Annotated in this window: 16 protein-coding genes; 8 read left to right on the top strand and 8 right to left on the bottom strand. The window is 59.9% G+C overall.

Going from position 1 to position 19,146, the window contains the following annotated elements; all coding sequences use genetic code 11:
* The first annotated feature begins 1,025 nt into the window (after positions 1-1,025).
* Positions 1,026-1,661, top strand: coding sequence for a methyl-accepting chemotaxis protein (locus tag ACA046_RS16385; RefSeq protein ID WP_497677092.1), 636 nt, complete (start codon positions 1,026-1,028; stop codon positions 1,659-1,661).
* Here ACA046_RS16385 and ACA046_RS16390 read toward each other — a convergent pair.
* The 3 genes from ACA046_RS16390 to ACA046_RS16400 are packed head-to-tail and all read right to left on the bottom strand — an operon-like array spanning position 1,642 to position 4,649.
* Entirely contained in the window at positions 1,642-2,910 is a 1,269-nt protein-coding gene (locus ACA046_RS16390) for an EAL domain-containing response regulator (protein ID WP_459020896.1), read from the bottom strand. The two genes, ACA046_RS16385 and ACA046_RS16390, sit on opposite strands and share 20 nt — an antisense overlap.
* 9 nt (positions 2,911-2,919) lie before the next feature.
* Positions 2,920-3,303 (bottom strand): response regulator, encoded by a 384-nt coding sequence (locus tag ACA046_RS16395; RefSeq protein ID WP_167664300.1) that lies wholly within the window; start codon positions 3,301-3,303, stop codon positions 2,920-2,922.
* Positions 3,288-4,649 (bottom strand): sensor histidine kinase, encoded by a 1,362-nt coding sequence (locus ACA046_RS16400; protein WP_497674399.1) that lies wholly within the window; start codon positions 4,647-4,649, stop codon positions 3,288-3,290. The genes ACA046_RS16395 and ACA046_RS16400 overlap by 16 nt, the downstream gene beginning before the upstream one ends.
* A gap of 390 nt (positions 4,650-5,039) precedes the next feature.
* On the opposite strand from ACA046_RS16400, the gene ACA046_RS16405 reads away from it, so the two are divergent.
* From ACA046_RS16405 to xylB, 5 genes are read left to right on the top strand one after another with little or no spacing between them, the layout of a single operon-like run.
* Positions 5,040-6,572 (top strand): sugar ABC transporter ATP-binding protein, encoded by a 1,533-nt coding sequence (locus ACA046_RS16405; RefSeq protein ID WP_459020891.1) that lies wholly within the window; start codon positions 5,040-5,042, stop codon positions 6,570-6,572.
* A gap of 25 nt (positions 6,573-6,597) precedes the next feature.
* A complete protein-coding gene (locus ACA046_RS16410) occupies positions 6,598-7,566 on the top strand; it encodes an ABC transporter permease subunit (protein WP_497674400.1) in 969 nt (322 codons plus the stop codon).
* 33 nt (positions 7,567-7,599) lie between these two features.
* On the top strand, positions 7,600-8,541 hold the full coding sequence (locus ACA046_RS16415) for an ABC transporter substrate-binding protein (RefSeq protein ID WP_459020889.1): 942 nt from the start codon (positions 7,600-7,602) through the stop codon (positions 8,539-8,541).
* A 21-nt stretch (positions 8,542-8,562) separates the two neighbouring features.
* Positions 8,563-9,555 (top strand): LacI family DNA-binding transcriptional regulator, encoded by a 993-nt coding sequence (locus ACA046_RS16420; protein WP_063033971.1) that lies wholly within the window; start codon positions 8,563-8,565, stop codon positions 9,553-9,555.
* A 1-nt stretch (position 9,556) separates the two neighbouring features.
* Positions 9,557-11,032 carry a xylulokinase gene (xylB, locus tag ACA046_RS16425; RefSeq protein WP_497674401.1) on the top strand — a complete coding sequence of 492 codons (1,476 nt, stop codon included), beginning with the start codon at positions 9,557-9,559 and terminating at the stop codon, positions 11,030-11,032.
* Positions 11,033-11,140: 108 nt separating this feature from the next.
* On the opposite strand, the gene ACA046_RS16430 is transcribed toward xylB, so the two are convergent.
* The 3 genes from ACA046_RS16430 to ACA046_RS16440 all read right to left on the bottom strand — a co-directional run bounded on the left by ACA046_RS16430 (position 11,141) and on the right by ACA046_RS16440 (position 14,639).
* Entirely contained in the window at positions 11,141-12,391 is a 1,251-nt protein-coding gene (locus ACA046_RS16430) for an IS256 family transposase (protein WP_497674398.1), read from the bottom strand.
* Between the two features lie 853 nt (positions 12,392-13,244).
* A complete protein-coding gene (locus tag ACA046_RS16435) occupies positions 13,245-14,099 on the bottom strand; it encodes an NmrA family NAD(P)-binding protein (RefSeq protein ID WP_497674402.1) in 855 nt (284 codons plus the stop codon).
* Positions 14,100-14,195: 96 nt separating this feature from the next.
* The gene (locus tag ACA046_RS16440; RefSeq protein ID WP_003217805.1) at positions 14,196-14,639 is read right to left on the bottom strand and encodes an Lrp/AsnC family transcriptional regulator; all 444 of its coding nucleotides are present in this window, start codon (positions 14,637-14,639) and stop codon (positions 14,196-14,198) included.
* Between the two features lie 130 nt (positions 14,640-14,769).
* Between ACA046_RS16440 and ACA046_RS16445 the strand changes: the two genes are divergently transcribed.
* A complete protein-coding gene (locus tag ACA046_RS16445) occupies positions 14,770-15,669 on the top strand; it encodes a DMT family transporter (RefSeq protein WP_497674403.1) in 900 nt (299 codons plus the stop codon).
* A 19-nt stretch (positions 15,670-15,688) separates the two neighbouring features.
* Here ACA046_RS16445 and ACA046_RS16450 read toward each other — a convergent pair whose 3' ends face one another.
* Together ACA046_RS16450 and ACA046_RS16455 are read right to left on the bottom strand one after the other, a co-directional pair.
* Positions 15,689-17,677 carry a peptidase U32 family protein gene (locus ACA046_RS16450; RefSeq protein WP_497674404.1) on the bottom strand — a complete coding sequence of 663 codons (1,989 nt, stop codon included), beginning with the start codon at positions 17,675-17,677 and terminating at the stop codon, positions 15,689-15,691.
* A gap of 238 nt (positions 17,678-17,915) precedes the next feature.
* Entirely contained in the window at positions 17,916-18,296 is a 381-nt protein-coding gene (locus ACA046_RS16455) for a RidA family protein (RefSeq protein WP_003217799.1), read from the bottom strand.
* Between the two features lie 116 nt (positions 18,297-18,412).
* Here ACA046_RS16455 and ACA046_RS16460 point away from each other — a divergent pair, with 116 nt between their 5' ends.
* Positions 18,413-18,997, top strand: a complete 585-nt coding sequence (locus ACA046_RS16460) for a hypothetical protein (protein WP_497674405.1) — start codon at positions 18,413-18,415, stop codon at positions 18,995-18,997.
* The last annotated feature ends 149 nt before the right edge of the window (positions 18,998-19,146 follow it).

Here is a 19,146-nt window from a genome sequence, read left to right on the forward strand (position 1 = left end):
TGTTCTACCAACCATTAACCCGCGAGGGTAGGGTGCTCGGCTGCCTGTGCGGGCGCGTGCCCAACGACATCCTCGGGGATTTGATCCAGCGTGAGGCCGGGCATATTTTCCCGGAGTCCGGCGATAACTACCTGTTCATGGTGCAATCACGCTTCGACCCGGCACTCCAACCCGGTATCGCGTTGTCGCGCTCACGCTTCGAGGACGGTGCCTTTACCCACGGCGAAAACCTCAAGAGCGGCGTGCACACTCCCTGGAAAACCGTGCAGATCCAACGCCACACTGAGCTGGAATTACGTTTTATCGACCCCGCCACCCAACAACTGCACCCCGGCGTGCGGGAAACCATCCGCAAGGGTTCGAACCTGTTTGTCACCTATCCCGGCTACTCCGATTACCGTCACATCCCTGTAGTGGGCAAGGGCGTGACCTTTGAACTGCCGGGCTCGCCGGACCGCTGGGGCATGATGTGCGAGGCCGACCTGGAAGAGGTTTACCGACGCCGCTCCCTGAGCCACGGCTTGATGAAGCCTTACCTGGCAACCATGGCCGGCTTGTTTGCCTGCAACTATCTGGTGCGTCACTACAGTGGTTTGCCCGTAGCTTGGACGGATGCATGCGAGGTACTGAGCATGGTCGTGGCGGCCATGCTGTTCAGCCGCCTGGGGCCCAAGCGCCTGGCTGCACGCCTGAATGAAATGACCGAAGTCATCCGCACCATTGCCGAAGGCGAAGGCAACCTGCGCCAACGCCTGGACAGCGGCCGCATGGTCAACGACGAGACTGGCGACATGAGCCGCTGGATCAACAGTTTCATCGACCGCCTGGATTCGGTGGTCGGCCAGGTGGTCAAGGCCAGCCACAGCGTCGGCAACACCAATCAGTTGATGCTCGGCCGCAGCGAGGCGGCCGGGCTGATGTCCCATGAAGTGGCAGACGCCACCCACCGAATGATGATCATCGTCGAAGAGCAACTGGGGGAAATCCAGCAGGCTTCGGTGAGTGCCGAGCAAATGAAGCAAGCCATGGACGAGGTGGTCAGCCGGGCCCGCGAGCAGTTCCTGGCGGTGCAGGTCGGCACTCAGTCGATTCGCGATGTGGTGCAGCGCTCCTCGGAAAGCGTGCAGTTGCTCGACAGCCGCATGGCACAGATCAGCAACATCACCGGGCTGATCAGCGACATCACCAACCAGACCAACCTGCTGGCTTTGAATGCCGCGATTGAAGCCGCACGCGCCGGCGAACATGGCCGCGGCTTTGCGGTGGTGGCCGATGAGGTCCGTACCCTGGCGTCACGAACGTCCAAGGCGGCTGAAGACATTCGCCAGATGGTCGAAGGCCTGCAAGGCGAAACCCGCAAGGCCGTGGGCTTCATGGAAAACGGCGTGACCAACGTCGACAGCAGCCTGCGCCTGGCCGAGGATGCTTCCTCGGAAAACGTGCACCTGCACCAGGCGGTGGAGAGCATGTTCAGCATCATCCAGCAGCTCAACGCCCGCAGCCTCGACTACGGCAAGACCATCAAGCAGGTCAGTCATTCCTCGGAGCAAATGCGCCTGACGGTGGGGGTGTTGCAGACCAGCGCGGAAACCGTACGGGTCAATGCCAACAAGTTGCAGAAGCTGGTGGGGTTGTTCGAAGTCAGTGGGGCTGCGGCCTGACCAGGCCGCGTTTTTCCAGCAACAGGCGCTCCAGTTCCATCATCGGCAGCGGCCGGCTGAACAGATACCCCTGGATCTGATCGCAGCCGGCTTCCCGCAGAAACTCCAGCTGTGCCTGGGTTTCCACGCCTTCGGCGACCACTCGCAGCTTGAGGCTGTGGGCCAGTTCGATGATGGTGCGGGTAATAGCTGCATCCTGCGGGTTGCTGGTGACTTCGCGGATAAACGCAATATCGATTTTCAACGTATCAATCGGGAACCGCCGCAGGTAAGCCAAGCTGGAATAGCCCGTGCCAAAGTCGTCGATGGAGATCTTCACGCCCATGGCCCGCAAGCGCTGCAAGCTGGCGATGGTGTGTTGGGTGTTTTCCATCAGCGAGCCTTCGGTCAATTCAACCTCCAGCCAATGCGGCTCCACCCCAGCCCTGGTGAGGGAATGGGAGATATCGGCAATCAAGTCACCCTCGATCAATTGGTGACCCGACACATTGACCGACACTTCGACGGCGCCCACCTCAGTGGATTGCCAGGCGGCCATCTGGCTGCACACGTTATCGATCACCCAACGACCGAGCGTCACGATCAACCCCAGGCTCTCCAGGATCGGGATAAACACCGCCGGAGACACCGCACCGTACTCGGGCCGGTCCCAACGCAACAAGGCTTCAAGCCCGCACACCTGACCGCTGTCCAGCTCGACCTTGGGCTGGTAATGCAGCACGAACTCTTCGCGTTCGACGGCCAGGCGCAGGTCTTTTTCCAGCTCCAGGCGCGCCATGTCATGCACATTCAACCGGGCAGTTTCATGCTGGTGATGTTGCAGTTGCTGCTCCAGCATCAGGCTATGGTTTTTCAACCGATCGCCATGGGCCTTGAGCCGCAGCAGGTTGCGCACCCGTAGCCACAACTCGACCCGTTCCACCGGTTTACTGATGAATTCTTCTGCACCGGTTTCCAGGCCACTGAGCCGCGCGCTGGATTCACTCAGGGCCGAAAGCATGATGATCGGAATGTTCGCCGTGGCCTGGTTGCCCTTGAGCTGGTTGGCCACTTCATAGCCGTCCATGCCCGGCATCATGATGTCCAGCAGGATCAAGTCCGGCGGCCGTTGCGCCACCATCTTCAGGGCTTCTTCACCACTGGCGGCACTCACGGTCTGGTAACCCTCGTGACGCAGCAGGGTTTCCAGCAGCTTGCGCACCTGGATTTCATCATCAACGATCAAGAGCGTTGCGGGTTGGCTGGCCATGGAGAGGACTCAAGTCGGAGGAGTAATGTTCTTTTGCAGCAGCGTGTCGATCACCTGGTACAGCTCTTTGTAGCGCAGGGGCTTGATGATGTAGGCGTCGCAGCCGGCCCGCAGGGTTTTGTCGCGGTCTTCCTTCATGGCCATGGCTGTCAGGGCGATCACCGGGATATGGGCGGTGTGTGGGTCCTGCTTGAGCAATGAAGTGGCCGCCAGGCCGTCCATGCCGGGCAACTGGATGTCCATCAGGATCAGCGCCGGTTGTTTTTCCCGGGCCAGGGTCAACCCGGACTCGGCATCGGCAGCCCACAACACACTGTGGCCGGCGTTCACCAGCAGCAAGCGGGCGAGGCGCATGTTGGCCTCGTTATCTTCGACGATCAGGATTTCGGCCATGCAGCCTCCGCATTCGCGGCGCGATGCAGCGGCAGCCACACCACAAAACGCGCACCTTCGCCTTCGCGGCTGGCCACGGCGACGCTGCCGCCGTGCAGGTCGGTCAGTTGCTTGACCATCGCCAGGCCCAGGCCCGTGCCTTCGAATTTGCGCGCCAGGCTGCTGTCGATCTGGCTGAAGGCCTTGAACAGCTTGCTCATGTCGTCCCGGGCGATACCGATACCGATGCCGGTGTCGCTGACACTCAATTCCAGGAACTGTTGGTGCTCGCTGGGTTGCAGGGCAAAACCGTAGGTGGGCCAGTCGCCAGGAACCTGTCCGACGTGTGCACGACTCACCTCGCGCACCGACAGGGTCACAGAGCCGCCGTGCTCGCTGAACTTCACCGCATTGGCCAGCAGGTTGTAGATGATCTGCTTGGTCTTGCGCAGGTCGAGTTCCAGAGTGCCGAAATCGTCCTGGCTCTCGAGCTTCAACTGGATGCGTTGCAGCGCGGCCTTTTCCCGCACGATCAGCAGGCTGTTGGCCAACAACCCCGCCAACTCCACGGCTTCCAGTTCCAGGTCCATCATCCCGGCCTCGACCTTGGACAGGTCGAGGATGTCGTTGATCAGCGACAGCAAGTGCTGGCCGCTGGTGAAGATGTCACCGATGTATTCGCGCTGGATATCGCTCATGTCGCCCACCAGGCCATCCTTTAGCGCCTCGGAAAAACCGATCACCGCGTTGAGCGGCGTGCGCAACTCGTGGGACATGGTGGCGAGAAATTCGGACTTCATGTGGCTGGCGTGTTCCAGCTCCAGGTTCTTCTCTTCCAGGGCACGCTCAAAGCCTTTGCGTTCCGCCTCTTCCTGCTTGCGCGCGGTGTTGTCGGTGCCGATCAGCAGGTAGCCGATGATCGCGTCGTTGCGGTTGCGCAGGGCGGTGACCGAGACCATCGCTGACAGGCGACTGTTGTCCTTGCGGATATAGGTCAGCTCGTAGATGTCTTCGATGCCCCGGGAGGCCTTGAACACCAGGGCTTCAAAGCCGGGCGTGATTGGCGTGTCGAGCTCCAGGCTCAAGGCGGCGGCGCGGGTGATCAGCTCGGCGGGGTCGGAAATGTCGGCCGGTGTAACGCGGTTCAGCACGTCGGCTGCGGCATACCCAAGCATGCGTTCGGCGCCGACATTGAAGATCTGGATCACGCCTTTTTCGTCGGTAGCAATGCTCGAAAAGTACGCGCTGTTGAAGATCGCGTCCTGCAGGGCGCCGGTCTTGAGCAGGGTTTTCTGGCGTTTGAATTCGACGATTTTCTCGGCCCGGGATTGCGGCTCGATGGGGCTGTCGACTGAAGATTTTTCCATCGTGAAAGTGTTCCGTGATCTTGAGGCCCGGCGCCGCCCGAAGGTAGCGCCGCAGAGCATGCTCGCAGTCGATCGCACGGGCGCGATGATGAGGAGATGGTGTCTTTGGACGATAGCAGATAAATAGCAAACGGCAGGCCTTGTGGTGGCCAAAGACGCGCCTGTTTTCTACAAAATCACCCAAATGGATAGATAAAAATGAAAAGGGCGCGTATTTGCTTGCGCTTAACCGCTCCACGTCACCGAATGAACATTTATTCATCAGGTGAAACGTTTAATCAAGCGATAAACGGCTGACGCAAGCGCTTGCGTAAACAAATGTATCTGATTAGAGTCGGCACCAATCGGCAAACGCCCGAACACAAAAATAATAAAACCAGGAGCTCAGTCATGAGCCTTGAACCCTTGCTCGAAATGCAGGGCATCAGCAAGACCTTCAACGGTCTGCGGGTGCTCAAGAACGTCAGCCTGAAGGTCTACCCCGGTGAAATCCACGCCTTGATGGGTGAGAACGGCGCCGGCAAATCGACCTTGATGAAAATCCTCTCCGGCGCTTACCAAGCCGATGACGGCGGTACCATCCGCATCGATGGCCAGCCCGTCGCCAGTTACAACCCAGCCTCCGCCAAAGCCCTTGGCATTGCCGTGATCTACCAGGAACTCAGCCTGTGTCCGAACCTCACGGTGGCCGAGAACATCTACCTGGGCCGTGAACTGCGCCGTGGCTGGACCATCGACCGCAAGGGCATGGAAGCCGGGGTTGCCGAGGTGCTGGCAAGGCTCGGCGCGGAGTTCCTGCCCACCACCCGCGTCGCCAGCCTGTCCATTGCAGAGCGCCAACTGGTGGAAATCGCCCGGGCGCTGCATGCCCACGCGAAAATCCTGGTGATGGACGAGCCCACCACGCCGCTGTCTTCCCGGGAGACCGACCGTCTGTTTGCGCTGATCAAGCAACTGCGCAGCCAAGGTCTCGCGATCATCTACATCAGCCACCGCATGGCGGAAATCTACGAACTGTCAGACCGGGTCTCGGTGCTGCGGGACGGCGAGTATGTCGGCGAACTGGCGCGGGACGTGCTGTCGGCCGAGGTGCTGGTGAAGATGATGGTGGGCCGCGACCTTTCCGGTTTCTACAAGAAGGAACATGCCGCCTACGACCCCGGCCAGGTGGTGATGCGCGTGCGTGACATGGCCGACGGCAAGCGCGTGCGCAATTGCAGTTTCGACCTGCACGCCGGTGAAGTGCTGGGCATTGCCGGCTTGGTAGGCGCAGGCCGTACCGAGCTGGCGCGGCTGATTTTTGCGGCCGACCCGCGTACCTCCGGCACTCTGGAGGTGGTCGGTAAAAGCGTGACCCAACTGCGCAACCCGGCGGACGCAATTCGCGCTGGTGTGGTGTACCTCACCGAAGACCGTAAGGCTCAGGGCCTGTTTCTCGACATGAGCGTGGCCGACAACATCAACGTCTGTGCCTGTGTGCCAGATGCGCATGCCGGTGGGGTGCTCGACCGTGGCCACGCGGCACAACGCTCACGCGATGCGATCAAGTCCCTGTCGATCCGCGTGGCGTCGGGCAAGGTCAATGTCGGCAGCTTGTCCGGCGGCAATCAGCAGAAAGTGCTGTTGGCACGGCTGCTGGAGGTCAAGCCTCATGTGCTGATCCTCGATGAACCGACTCGTGGCGTGGACATCGGCTCCAAATCCGAGATCTACCGCATCATCAACCAACTGGCCAAAGCCGGCGTGGGCATTGTGGTGATCTCCAGCGAGCTGCCGGAAATCATCGGCACCTGCGACCGCGTGCTGATCATGCGCGAAGGGCAATTGGTGGCCGAAGTCGGCGGGGCATCAGGGCTGGATATTTCCCAGGAGGCGATTATCGATCTCGCCACCGGCAGCGAGCAGGTGGCCGCCCATGGCTAATTCAAACACGAGCGGGAGCAACACCATGACTGTGGCAACGATCGGCAAGGCTGAGCGTATTGGCGAACTGATGCGCACGGTGGGCATGCTGCCGGTGCTGGTGCTGCTGTTGGTGGGCTTTGCCCTGGCCAGCGAAAACTTTATGACGGTGCAAAACCTGTCGATCATCACCCAACAGGCTTCGGTCAACGTGGTACTGGCGGCGGGCATGACCTTTGTGATTCTCACGGCGGGCATCGACTTGTCGGTGGGGGCGATTCTCGCGGCTTCGGCGGTGGTTGCGCTGCAAGCCTCGATGTCACCGCAATTCGGCATGTTCGGGATTGCTGCCGGGGTTGGCTTCGGTCTGTTGTTGGGCCTGGTCAACGGTGGCCTTATCGCCTTTATGCGCCTGCCGCCGTTTATCGTCACCCTCGGTGCGCTGACGGCCATGCGCGGTTTGGCTCGCCTGTTGGCCGACGACAAGACCGTGTTCAACCCTGACCTGCCATTTGCGTTTATCGGCAACGACTCAGTGCTTGGCGTGCCGTGGCTGGTGATCATCGCCGTGGCCGTCATCGCATTGTCGTGGTTCATCCTGCGGCGCACGGTGATGGGGGTGCAAATCTACTCCGTGGGCGGCAACCCGGAAGCGGCGCGGCTGTCGGGGATCAAGGTGTGGAAAGTGCTGCTGTTCGTCTATGCCATGTCCGGTGCTTTGGCGGGCCTCGGCGCGGTGATGAGCGCGTCACGCCTGTTCGCTGCCAATGGCCTGCAACTGGGGCAATCCTATGAACTGGATGCAATCGCGGCGGTGATTCTCGGCGGCACCAGTTTTACCGGCGGCGTCGGCACCATCGGCGGCACGCTGATTGGTGCGCTGATCATCGCGGTATTGACCAACGGCCTGGTGCTGCTGGGCGTGTCGGATATCTGGCAGTACATCATCAAGGGCATCGTGATCATTGGCGCAGTGGCCCTGGATCGTTATCGCCAGTCCGGTGCGCGGACCTGATTTCACTCAAACAACAATCACAAGAGAGTCATCATGAACTTCAAACGCATTTTTCCTGTTGTCGCCTCCCTGGGCGTTGCCGTGTTGATGTCCCACGCCGTGGAAGCCCGTGAACTGAAGGCCATTGGCATCAGCATGGGCTCCCTGGGCAACCCGTATTTCGTGACCCTGGCCGACGGTGCCACAGCCCGGGCCAAGGAGCTGAACCCGGCGGTCAAGGTCACCTCGGTGTCGGCCGACTATGACTTGAGCAAGCAGTTCTCGCAGATCGACAACTTCATCTCGTCCAAGGTCGACCTGATCCTGATTAACGCCGTCGACCCGTCGGCCATGGCCTCGGCGATCAAGAAAGCCCGTGACGCCGGGATCGTGGTAGTAGCCGTGGACGTCGACGCCAAGGGCGTGAATGCCACGGTGCAGACTGATAACGTCGAAGCCGGCAAACTGGCCTGCCAGTTCATCGTCGACAAGCTTTCGGGCAAGGGCAACGTGATCATCCAGAATGGCCCGCAGGTCACGGCGGTGACCGATCGCGTCAAAGGCTGTAAAGCCGCGCTGGCCGGCGCGCCGGATATCAAGGTGCTGTCTGACGACCAGGACGGCAAAGGCTCCCGCGAAGGCGGCTTGAACGTGATGCAGGGCTACCTCACGCGCTTCCAGAAAATCGACGGCCTGTTCGCGATCAACGACCCGCAAGCCATCGGCAGCGACTTGGCCGCCAAGCAACTGAAGCGTAGCGGCATCATCATCACTTCCGTGGACGGCGCGCCGGATATCGAGAATGCCCTGAAGACCGACACCCTGATCCAGGCTTCCGCCAGCCAGGACCCATGGGCCATGGCCCAGACGGCCGTCAACGTCGGCAATGACATTCTCAATGACAAACAACCTGCCGAAGCGGTTACCCTGCTGGCGCCAAAACTGATCACCCGCGACAACGTCGGTTCCTACAGCGGTTGGTCCAGCAAACATTAAAAGAGCGCAGGAGTGAGCACCGTGGCAACCATGGAGGATGTGGCAAGAATTGCAGGGGTGTCGACGTCGACGGTTTCCCACGTCTTGAACGGCACCCGCAAGGTCAGCCCGGACACGGTGCAAGCGGTGCAGAGCGCGATCCGGCAGTTGGGCTACATCCCCAATACGCTGGCGCGCTCCCTGGCCCGGTCCACCACCAATACCATTGGCGTGGCGATCTCGGCGCTGTCCAACCATTACTTCAGTGAAACGGTGCACGCGATTGAAACCGAGTGCGCCAAACACGGCTACATGATGCTGTTTGTCGACACCCATGACGATCCCGAGCAGGAGTTGCGGGTGGTCACGACGCTGCACCATCGGCGGGTGGACGGCATTCTGCTGGCACCGTCTACCGGTTCGCTGGCCCTGGAATACTTGCAGGCCAATGAAGTGCCGGCGGTACTGGTGGACCGGATGATGAGTGACCGCTTTGATCAGGTCGGGGTGGAAAACACCTTGTCGACCCAGGCTTTGGTGGCGCACTTGATCGAACATGGCCACCGGCGCATCGGCTTTATTTCCGGGCGGGCGGGGCTGGGCACTTCCAGTGAGCGCGTGGCCGGGTATCAAGCCGCGTTGCTTGCGGCGGGGTTACCGTTTGATCCGCAGTTGCTGGTCAATGGTGGGTCGAGCAGCGAGCCTGCACGGCAAGCGACGGCGCAGTTATTGGCCTTGGACACACCGCCCACGGCGATCATGGCGGGCAACAACCTGATGACCCTCGGCGCAATGCATGCCTTGCGCGATGCGCATATCGATGTGCCCGGGCAAATGGCTCTGGTGGGTTTCGATGATTTTGAATGGGCGGACTTCTTTGTGCCGCGCCTGACCCTGATCGCGCAGCCGGTCCAGGAACTGGGCGCCCGTGCGGTCAACCTGCTGCTTGAGCGCATGGCGTCGCCCAAGCGTAAAACACACAGTGTGCGGCTCGCGCCCACCCTGAAGATTCGTAATTCATGCGGCTGCCCCTGATATGAACAACCCGGTTTCCCTTGGCATTGATCTTGGCACCTCGGAACTCAAGGCGATCTTGATGGACGAGCAAGGCAACGTGCTTGCCCATGCCGGTGCGCGCTTGACGATATCGCGTTTGCACAGTGGCTGGTCGGAGCAGGATCCTGAGGATTGGTGGCAGGCGTGTCTCAGCGCGCTGGACCGGTTGCGCTCGGGTCAGCCGGAGGTTTATGGCCGGGTGAGTTGCATCGGTTTGTCTGGGCAGATGCACGGGGCCGTGCTGTTGGGAGAGGACGACCGGGTGTTGTATCCGGCGATTCTCTGGGACGATTCGCGTGCCATGGCCCAGGCCGAGGCGCTGGGCAGCGAGTTTGCCGAGGTCACTGGCAGTTTGCCGATGGCTGGGCTTACCGCGCCGAAGCTGTTGTGGTTGCAGGAGCATGAGCCGGCGGTGTTTGGGGCGATTGATTGTGTGTTGTCGCCCAAGGATTACCTGCGCTTGCGGCTCAGTGGCGAGCGGGTGAGTGATGTGTCTGATGGTGCCGGGACGTTGTGGCTGGATGTGGCTAATCGGGAGTGGTTTGAGCCGATGCTGCGGGCGACGGGTTTGCGGTTGGCGCAGATGCCACGGCTGGTGGAAGGCGGGGCAGTTGGTGCTCGTTTGAATGCTGTTGCGGCGGTGCGCCTCGGCTTGGCTGAGGGCCTGGTGATTGCCGGCGGTGGCGGGGACAACCCGGTGGCGGCGGTGGGCATTGGGGCGGTGAATGCGGGTGATGCGTTTATCACGTTGGGTACGAGTGCGGCCATCGTGGCGATTACTGATCACTCGGCGGGGAATCCGGCGAGTGCGGTGCATAGTTTTTGTCATGCGTTGCCTGGGCGTTGGTACACCATGGGGGCGATGTTGGCCGGGGCCAGTTGTCTGCGGTGGGTGACCCGGCTGACGGGGTCGGTTGATGAGCAGGCGTTGCTGGATCGGGTGCAGGCCGAGTTGCCTACGGGGCAGGTTGTGCCGGTTTCCAATCCGTTGTTTTTGCCGTATTTGGCGGGGGAGCGTACGCCCCATAACGACCCGTTGTTGCGGGGTGGGTTTATGAACCTTGGGCATGACTGCACGCCGGCTATGTTGGGTTATGCGGTGATGGAAGGGGTTGGGTTCGGGTTGTTGGATGCGCTGAATGCGGTGCAGTCGGCCGGGGCCTCGGTGGGGGCTTGTGCGTTGGTGGGTGGTGGGGCGCGCAGTGAGTATTGGGCGCAGTTGTTGGCCAATATTCTTGGGCGGGAGATCTATACGTTGCACGGCAGTGAGTTGGGGGCGTGTATTGGTGCGGCGAAGTTGGGGTTTTTGGCGAGTCGGCAGGGTGGGGAGTTGTTGCAGGTGGGGATGCCGGTGAAGGCCCGGTTTTTTCCGGACGGTGCTCAGGCAGGTGTGTTGCAGGTACGTTATCGCAAGTTCCAGGGGCTGTTGGGGGCGGCTAAGGCTTTGCACGATTAGGGGAGTTTTGGGTGTATATCCGTTATTTGGGTAACGGCCGCTTATGGGGGACTGTCAGTTTTTTTGTGTGCGGGCCGGTAACGGCCTGCCGTCAGGCAGGCCGTGCTTTTACCAGGTTGGCCTGATAAATCGATCTCCGTACAGAATCGCAAATTGATTCATCGCACTTTTCCAGTCATGGGCCGCCGAGCCCCAGTTTGCAGTGATATTTCGCAGCCCGAGCCAGATCAGTTTGGTTGCCGCATCGTCGGTCGGGAAGTGGCCGCGAGTCTTGATGATCTTTCGTAGCTGAGCGTTGATGCTCTCGATGGCGTTGGTGGTGTAGATCACTTTTCGGATTGCTGGCGGGAAGACGAAAAATGGAATGACTCGATCCCAGGCCCTTCGCCAAGCAGCCACTACCGTCGGGTATTGCTTGCCCCAGGGCCCGGTTTCAAACGCGTCCAGCGCCTGTTCAGCCGCTTCGGCGGTGACCGCCTGGTAGATCGGCTTGAGCGCCTTGGCCAGTTCGCGACGCTTATCCCACGCTGCGTAATCAAGGCTGTTACGGATCAGATGAACAATGCAGGTTTGCAGTGTCGTCGCTGGAAAGACAGCGCCAAGGGCTTCTGGCATGCCTTTGAGTCCATCTGTCACGGCGATCAGTACATCTTCAATACCGCGTGTTTTGAGGTCGTTGAACACCTTCATCCAGAACTTGGCGCCCTCGGTATTTTCGATCCAAATGCCGAGAATATCCCGTGTGCCGTCAGGCAGAACACCCAGTGCCAAGTAGATCGCCTTATTACGCACCAGTCCTTCTTCGCGGATTTTGACCCGCAGGGCATCGAAGAAAATAACCGGATACATCGGCTCCAAGGGCCTCTGTTGCCATGCGCCGATCTCAGCCATGACCTCGTCGGTCACCGAGCTGATGAAATCAGGCGAAACGTCCGTACCGTACTGCTCGGAGAGAAACGCGCGGATCTCTCTGACCGTCATGCCGCGGGCGTACATAGCGATGATCTTGTCATCGAAACCGGTGTAACGGCGTTCGTGCTTGGGGATCAGAATGGGCGAAAAACTGCCGTCCCGGTCACGCGGAATATCCAGCCGGAGCGGCCCATCGCCCGTGAGAACCGTCTTGCCGCTTTTGCCATTACGCTGGTTGGTTTCATCCTCTGGGCGCTGCGCGCCCGGCGGATAGCCCAGGTGATGGCCGAGCTCGGCATTCAAGGCTCGCTCGATCAGAGCCTTCTTGAAAGCCGCTGAGGCGTCTTCGATGGCCTCGGCGGTCATCATGCCGTCAGCGAACTGCTCGAGCAGCTCTTTCGGGATTTTTGGTAGTTCACGCAGCGGTGGTTTCTTTTTGGTTGGCATACATGCACCTCTTGCTCATGGTATGCCCGAACACAAAATTTCTGACACCCCCCTTATGGTTCCGCTCTTACAGCGGCTCACTTTTGAACAGCGCAAAAGTAAGCAAAACGCTCTTGCCCCACCACTCGGCACCTCGCTTAGGCTCGGTGTGCCCTCACTCCGGCTTTGGACCGTGGGCCGCCGTCATGGGCCATCCCTGGCCCAGGACGGCTAACCTGGCGTCCTGCCAGGTTACCCACGCTCCAAAGCCTGCGTTCGGCCAGCGTGGTTTAACGGGGCGCCTAAGATCAAGATCAAAAGCAGATCAAGGGCACAGCGGCCTACAGGCCGGCTTGAGTGTGGTGAAGCAACAGCAAAATCAGAAGCTAAAGCGGGCACGGTCCAAGTGTGGGAGCGGGCTTGCTCGCGAAGGTCGTTAACGATGACGTTGGCATCCTGAATGAACGCGGCGCTCTCAGGTTTTTCGCGAGCAAGCTCGCTCCTACAGAAAAGCAGCTTTGCTTTTGCTTTTCACACTCAAGCCGGCCGGTAGACCGCTGTGATCTTGCTTTTGATTTTGATCTGACTGCCCCATTCAGCCCGAGGCCGAGCGCAGGTATTGCGGAGCGGGTAAACCGGCAGGACGCCGGTTTAGCCGCGCCGGGCCATGGATGGCCCGTCGCGGCGGCCCGCGGAACAATGCCGGAGTGAGGGAACGCCGAGCCACAGCGAGGCGCCGACAGGCGGGGCAGAGCGTTTTGGTTACTTTGCCGCTTTTTGCAAAGTGACTCGCTGTAAGAGCGAAACCATACGCCGCCGTTACCCAAATAACGGATATGTACCCAATCACTGAGCTGGCTTGCAGGCCATGGCATCAGGCTTTTGCAGCCAACTCCCGCAGCACCTTCAACAACGTGGTCTCACCCTTGACCACGTCCGCTTGCTCAAAGCAGATCCAACCTTCGTTAAAACCATCAATCATGCGCATGCGTGGCATTGGATTCCGCGCGCCTTGCTCACGAAACATCGGCTCCCACGTATCCCGAGGCACCACCTGCGCAGTCACACCGCGACCAAGCACTTCGGTCAACGTGCGGGCGATGTCGTTCGGGCTGACCCTCTGACCTTCAAGCTCAACCACACGGCGGCCAGTCCAGTGCTGCTGCAACAGTTGCGCGGCGAGGCGGCCGACGTCGGCGGTGGCGATCATCGGCACGGTCTTATCCAGCGGTTGCAGGAAGCTGTGGATCACTCCGTGTTCGCGGGCGGTGGCTACGTCGTAGGCGGCGTTTTCCATGAACCAGCCCGGGCGCAGAAAGGTCACTGGCACGTTCAATGTGCTTAGCGCCTGCTCCATCAAGGTGCGTTGGGTCAGCAGGTTCAGGTGTTCGGCCTGGGCGCCAATGGTCGACAGGCACACCACTTTTTGCGGTGCCGCCGCCTCGATGGCTTGGGCTACGGCGGCAATCACCTTGCACGCCTCGGGGAAGCCGGGCGCCGGGTCGAAATCCGAAGGCGGCAGGATGAACACGCCGGTGGCGCCTTTGAACGCTTCGGTGAGGGCAGCGGCATCGTCCATGTTGGCGATGGCGACCTCGCAACCGAGGGCGGCCCACTCGGCGCCTTTGCTGGCATCGCGAATGACTGCGCGCACGGGTTGACGATCGTTGAGCAGAAACCGCGCCAGGGCGCCGCCGACTTTGCCTGTGATTCCGGTGATGACATACATGGTGTTTACGCCTGTTGTTCCAATGTGTGGATCAAGCATAAACACCGCTCTGCGTTGACAGAATAGCGATCCCGTCACTGCATCAGTGACTCAAAATCATGAATCACTCAGTGGTGGCAACCGCCGTTTTACCGGGGTTTTCTTGACGATGGCGGTGTTGGTTTCGGCGTAAGCGTTGAGCTTATCCAGCAGTGTGTCGAGTTGATCCATAGTGCGCACATGCAGGCGTGCGATGAAGCAGTCATCGCCGGTCACCTTGTCGCATTCGGTGAACTCGGGGATCGCCTGGATCTGGCGCTCCACCTCTTGCAATTTTCCGGGCAAGGGGCGAATGCGCACGATGGCCTGGAGCAAATAGCCGAAATGCTTGGGGTCGATGTCCACGGTGTAGTTTTTCAATACGCCACGCTCTTCCAGTCGTCGTAGCCGCTCGCCGACGCTGGGGGAGGACAGGCCTGTGATGCCCGCCAAGGCCTTGAGGGACAGGCGCGAATCGTCCATCAGCGCGGCGATCAGTTGCTGGTCAATGCTGTCAATCATGCTCGCTCCGAAAGTAATGTCTGGGGTTTGCCTAATAAGAATAGGCAAAATCCAACGTTCGCCTTATTTAGAATCTGGAGTCACTACAAGCCAGATTGCCATAATTGAGCCTCACTTGAGGAGCTCAATCATGGACAAATCCATACGTCGCGGTTCATGGGAAATGGTCGCCGCCATGCTCATATCCGGCACCATCGGCTGGTTCGTGCTGGTGTCGGGTGTGCCGGTGGTCGAAGTGGTGTTCTGGCGCTGCGTGATCGGCGCGCTGACGTTGCTGGTGGTGTGCGGGTTGCTGGGTTATCTGCGTCTGGACTTGCTGAACTACACCAAGCTCGGGCTGGCGATGCTCAGCGGCGTGGCGATTGTGGGCAATTGGTTGCTGCTGTTCGAGTCCTACGCCAGGGCTTCAATCTCCATCAGCACGGCGGTGTATAACGTCCAGCCGTTTATGTTGGTGATGCTGGCCGCGGTGTTCCTGGGGGAGAAAATCACCGTGCAAAAGCTTGCCTGGTTGAGCGTGGCTTTCGTGGGGATGCTGGCGATTGTCACCGCCCGTGGCGGTCAGCAAAACACCGGGGATGACTATTTGATGGGTGTGGCGTTGGCGCTGGGCGCGGCATTTCTCTATGCCATTGCGGCGCTGATCATCAAGCGTTTGAAAGAGGTGCCGCCGCATTTGATGGCGTTGATCCAGGTGACCACGGGCGCCTTGCTGCTGGCACCGCTGATGCAGTGGCACAGCCTGTCTGCCTCGATGGACGCTTGGGCGGCATTGCTGACCCTAGGCGTGGTGCATACCGGCTTGATGTACGTGTTGCTGTATGGCGCGATCCAGAAGTTACCGACGGCAATCACCGGCGCGCTGTCGTTTATCTACCCGATTGCGGCAATCTTTGTCGACTGGATTGCCTTTGGGCATCGCCTGGGCTGGATGCAATGGCTGGGCGTGGCGGCGATTTTGCTCGCGGCGGCGGGGTTGCAGCGGGGTTGGTGGTGGCGTTCGAAAACAGTGGTGAGCGTCACGCCGTAGCATGACGCTCACCGGAGGCTCAGTGTGCGCCGCGCGGGATGGTCTTGAGCAGGTCATCCGGGCTGATATAACCCACCACGCTGCCCGGTTGCGGCAGCCCGAGGATGTGGCCCTTGATCTTGCCGATCACGTGCATCTCGCAAGGCTTGCAGTCGAACTTCAGCGTCAGCACTTCGTCGCCGTGGATCAGCTGCATCGGCGCAACCTTGGTCTTCACCCCCGTCACACCCTTGGCCTGTTTAGGGCACAGGTTGAACGAGAAACGCAGGCAGTGCTTGGTGATCATCACCGGCACTTCGCCGGTTTCTTCGTGGGCTTCATACGCCGCGTCGATCAGCTGCACGCCATGGCGGTGATAGAAGTCGCGGGCCTTCTGGTTGTAGACGTTGGCCAGGAACGACAGGTGCGATTCCGGGTACACCGGCGGCGGCGTGGTTTCCGCCTTGCGGCCGCCCCGAGGATGAGCCTGGATACGCGCCTCGGTCAGCGCCTCGATCACTTCACGGCGCAAGGCCTTGAGCTGCGAGTTCGGGATGAAGAACGCCTGTGGTGCATCCAGCTCGATCGCGGTGGCGTGGTACTGGGTGGTGCCCAGCTGACCCAGCAGGTCGCGCAGGGTTTCCAGGGCCTGTTCCGGCTTGTTGGCCACGCCAAACGGGCCGGGCAGGGCAACGCTGGCGCTGATGCCTTCTTCGCTGGTGACGGTCAGTTCCAGGCGGTCTTCCTGCAAGCGAGCCACCCACGTCACGCCGATACGGCGCTCGGCGGAGGTCTTCAGTAGCGCCTGCTGCCAGTTATGGTCCAGGTTGCGGTTCAACGGATGATTCGGCCGCAGTTGATGCAGGCCGGCCGGCATCTCGTTGGGCTCGACGCGGTAGCGGTAGCGCTTCTCGCCGTCTTCTTCGAACTCACCTTTAGCTTCTGCGATGTTGGCGCGGAAACCCACCACTTCACGCTTGATCAGCACATTGAGGCCGTCGCCATTGGACAGCGGCTCATGGGTGACCACTTGTAAGTCACGCTTGCCGGCTTTCTCCACCACACCCACCGGCAGGCCGGTAAAGGTTGGGGTGTCGAAGGCGCCGATGTCGACCTTGCGGTCGGTGACGAAGTAGTCGGTGCTGCCACGGTGGAAGGTCTTTTCCGGGTCCGGCAGGAAGAAATGCGCGGTGCGGCCGCTGGAGGCGCGAGCCAGGTCCGGGCGGTCTTCGAGAATCTCGTCCAGGCGCTGACGGTAATAGGCGGTGATGTTCTTCACATAGCCCATGTCCTTGTAGCGGCCTTCGATCTTGAACGAACGCACGCCGGCATCCACCAGGGCGCGCAGGTTGGCGCTCTGGTTGTTGTCTTTCATCGACAACAGGTGCTTTTCAAAGGCAACCACACGGCCCTGGTCATCTTTCAAGGTGTAGGGCAGGCGGCAGGCCTGGGAGCAATCGCCGCGGTTGGCGCTGCGGCCATTCTGGGCGTGGGAGATGTTGCACTGGCCGGAGAAGGCCACGCACAAGGCACCGTGGATGAAGAACTCGATGGCGGCATCGGTTTCATCGGCAATCGCCCGGATCTCTTGCAGGTTCAGCTCACGGGCCAACACCAGTTGCGAGAACCCGGCCTGGTCGAGGAACTTGGCCCGGCCCAGGGTGCGGATGTCGGTCTGGGTGCTGGCGTGCAGCTCGATGGGCGGAATATCCAGCTCCATCACCCCCAGGTCCTGGACGATCAGCGCGTCGACACCGGCATCGTAAAGCTCGTGGATCAGCTTGCGCGCCGGCTCCAGCTCGTTGTCGTGCAGGATCGTGTTGATGGTGGTGAACACCCGCGCATGGTAGCGCCGGGCGAACTCCACCAACTGCGCGATATCACTCACGTCGTTGCAGGCGTTATGGCGCGCGCCGAAACTCGGGCCGCCGATATACACGGCATCGGCGCCATGCAGAATGGCCTCGCGGGCGATGGCGACATCGCGGGCAGGGCTGAGCAATTCCAGGTGATGCTTGGGCAAGGACATAGTTTTTTTAATCAGGCTTGTCACGGAGGCGGGCATTGTAGCTGCGAAATGCACTATCGACATCTATCAAGCCCTACGTGTGCTCCCACATTGGAATGCACTCAACGGTGGGAGCCGGGCTTGCCCGCGATGCAGACACCTCGGTGTATCAGTGACACCGAGGCGATCCCATCGCAGCCTCGCTGGGGCTCGACAGCTCCCACATTTGATCATCGTTGGTTGATATAGAGCGTTTGGCTCAGCCCTTGGCGGCCATCGCCGTGACTTCCACCCGCATGCCTTCCACGGCCAGGGCTGCCACGCCCACCGCTGCACGGACTGGCCAAGGCTTGGCGAAGTAGCGTTTGTAGACTTCGTTGAACGCGGCGCGGTCGGCCATGTCGGTGAGGTAGATGGTCAAGTGCATGACCCGGTCAATCGAACTGCCGGCGCGTTCCAGGGCAACCTTGAGGGCTTGCAGGGTGCATTCGCTTTGCAGGGTGATATCGCCCAGTTCAAGGCTGCCGTCGGCGCGGGTGGGGATTTGGGTGGAGACGAGGATGCCGTTGAAGCCGATAACGTCGGAGGAGATGGAATCCGGGTCGAGGTCGGGGGTGAAGGCGAGGTCGTGGTTGGCCATGGGGTTCTCTTGTTTGAGAGGATTGAAATGGCTGCCAGTCTATCGATTACGGGTGCGTTGGAAAAAGTTATTCTTGCCGGCTATCTCAAGACTATTGCAAGGACGTAACCCTTCAAATGCTTAAATATGTATCTGTAACCACGAGAGCCGACGCGGTCCGCCCTAAGAAAAGCATTGCCTGGTTAGTGTTCGGTTTGGTCGTTGCCATGGGCGGCCTTATCGTTGCGCCTACGCTTCAGCGTGACCCGGTTGGCTCTACAACAATGGTCACCGCCAGCTTGATAATGCTTGTGATGGTCGTTGAATGTTCGTTGAACCGATTCATCAAAGGTTTGGTATTGATCGGCTTCGGGGTCTTTTTGCAGGCTACGTACCTACCGACGTTTTTCCCTCCTATCGAGTTCCCGAACTTTTTGCAAGAAGCAGAAAATCAAAAAATAGTCTTGTTCAATTTGATGATTACCCTCGCTTGCGGAGGTGCCGGTGGCAGCTTGATTGCGGCGCACGCTGAAGTAAGCTCCAACGATCGTGCAAAGTCTGCGCAGTCGAATACGCAACAAACGAGCATCGACTACTCAAGCCAACTGGATGAACTCGTAAAAAACGCTAAAGCGATGAATACCAAAATCAATGGGTTGATGTGTATGTGCGGTGCTCTGTTTGTAATCATCGCGCTACTGCTGCTTTTTCGATCAAGCTGATAATGACAGACCAGGTGCAGGCCTTTGCGCGACGCGGAATTTTTAACCGGCTCGCGGTAAAGAACCAGTGAAGGGATGATTAAACTCGATTAATTAAAATTCACTACGCATGCACGCACGCTGCTGTAGTTTTGACAGTGTCTTAGCCG

This window comes from Pseudomonas sp. LBUM1641 (assembly GCF_059716235.1).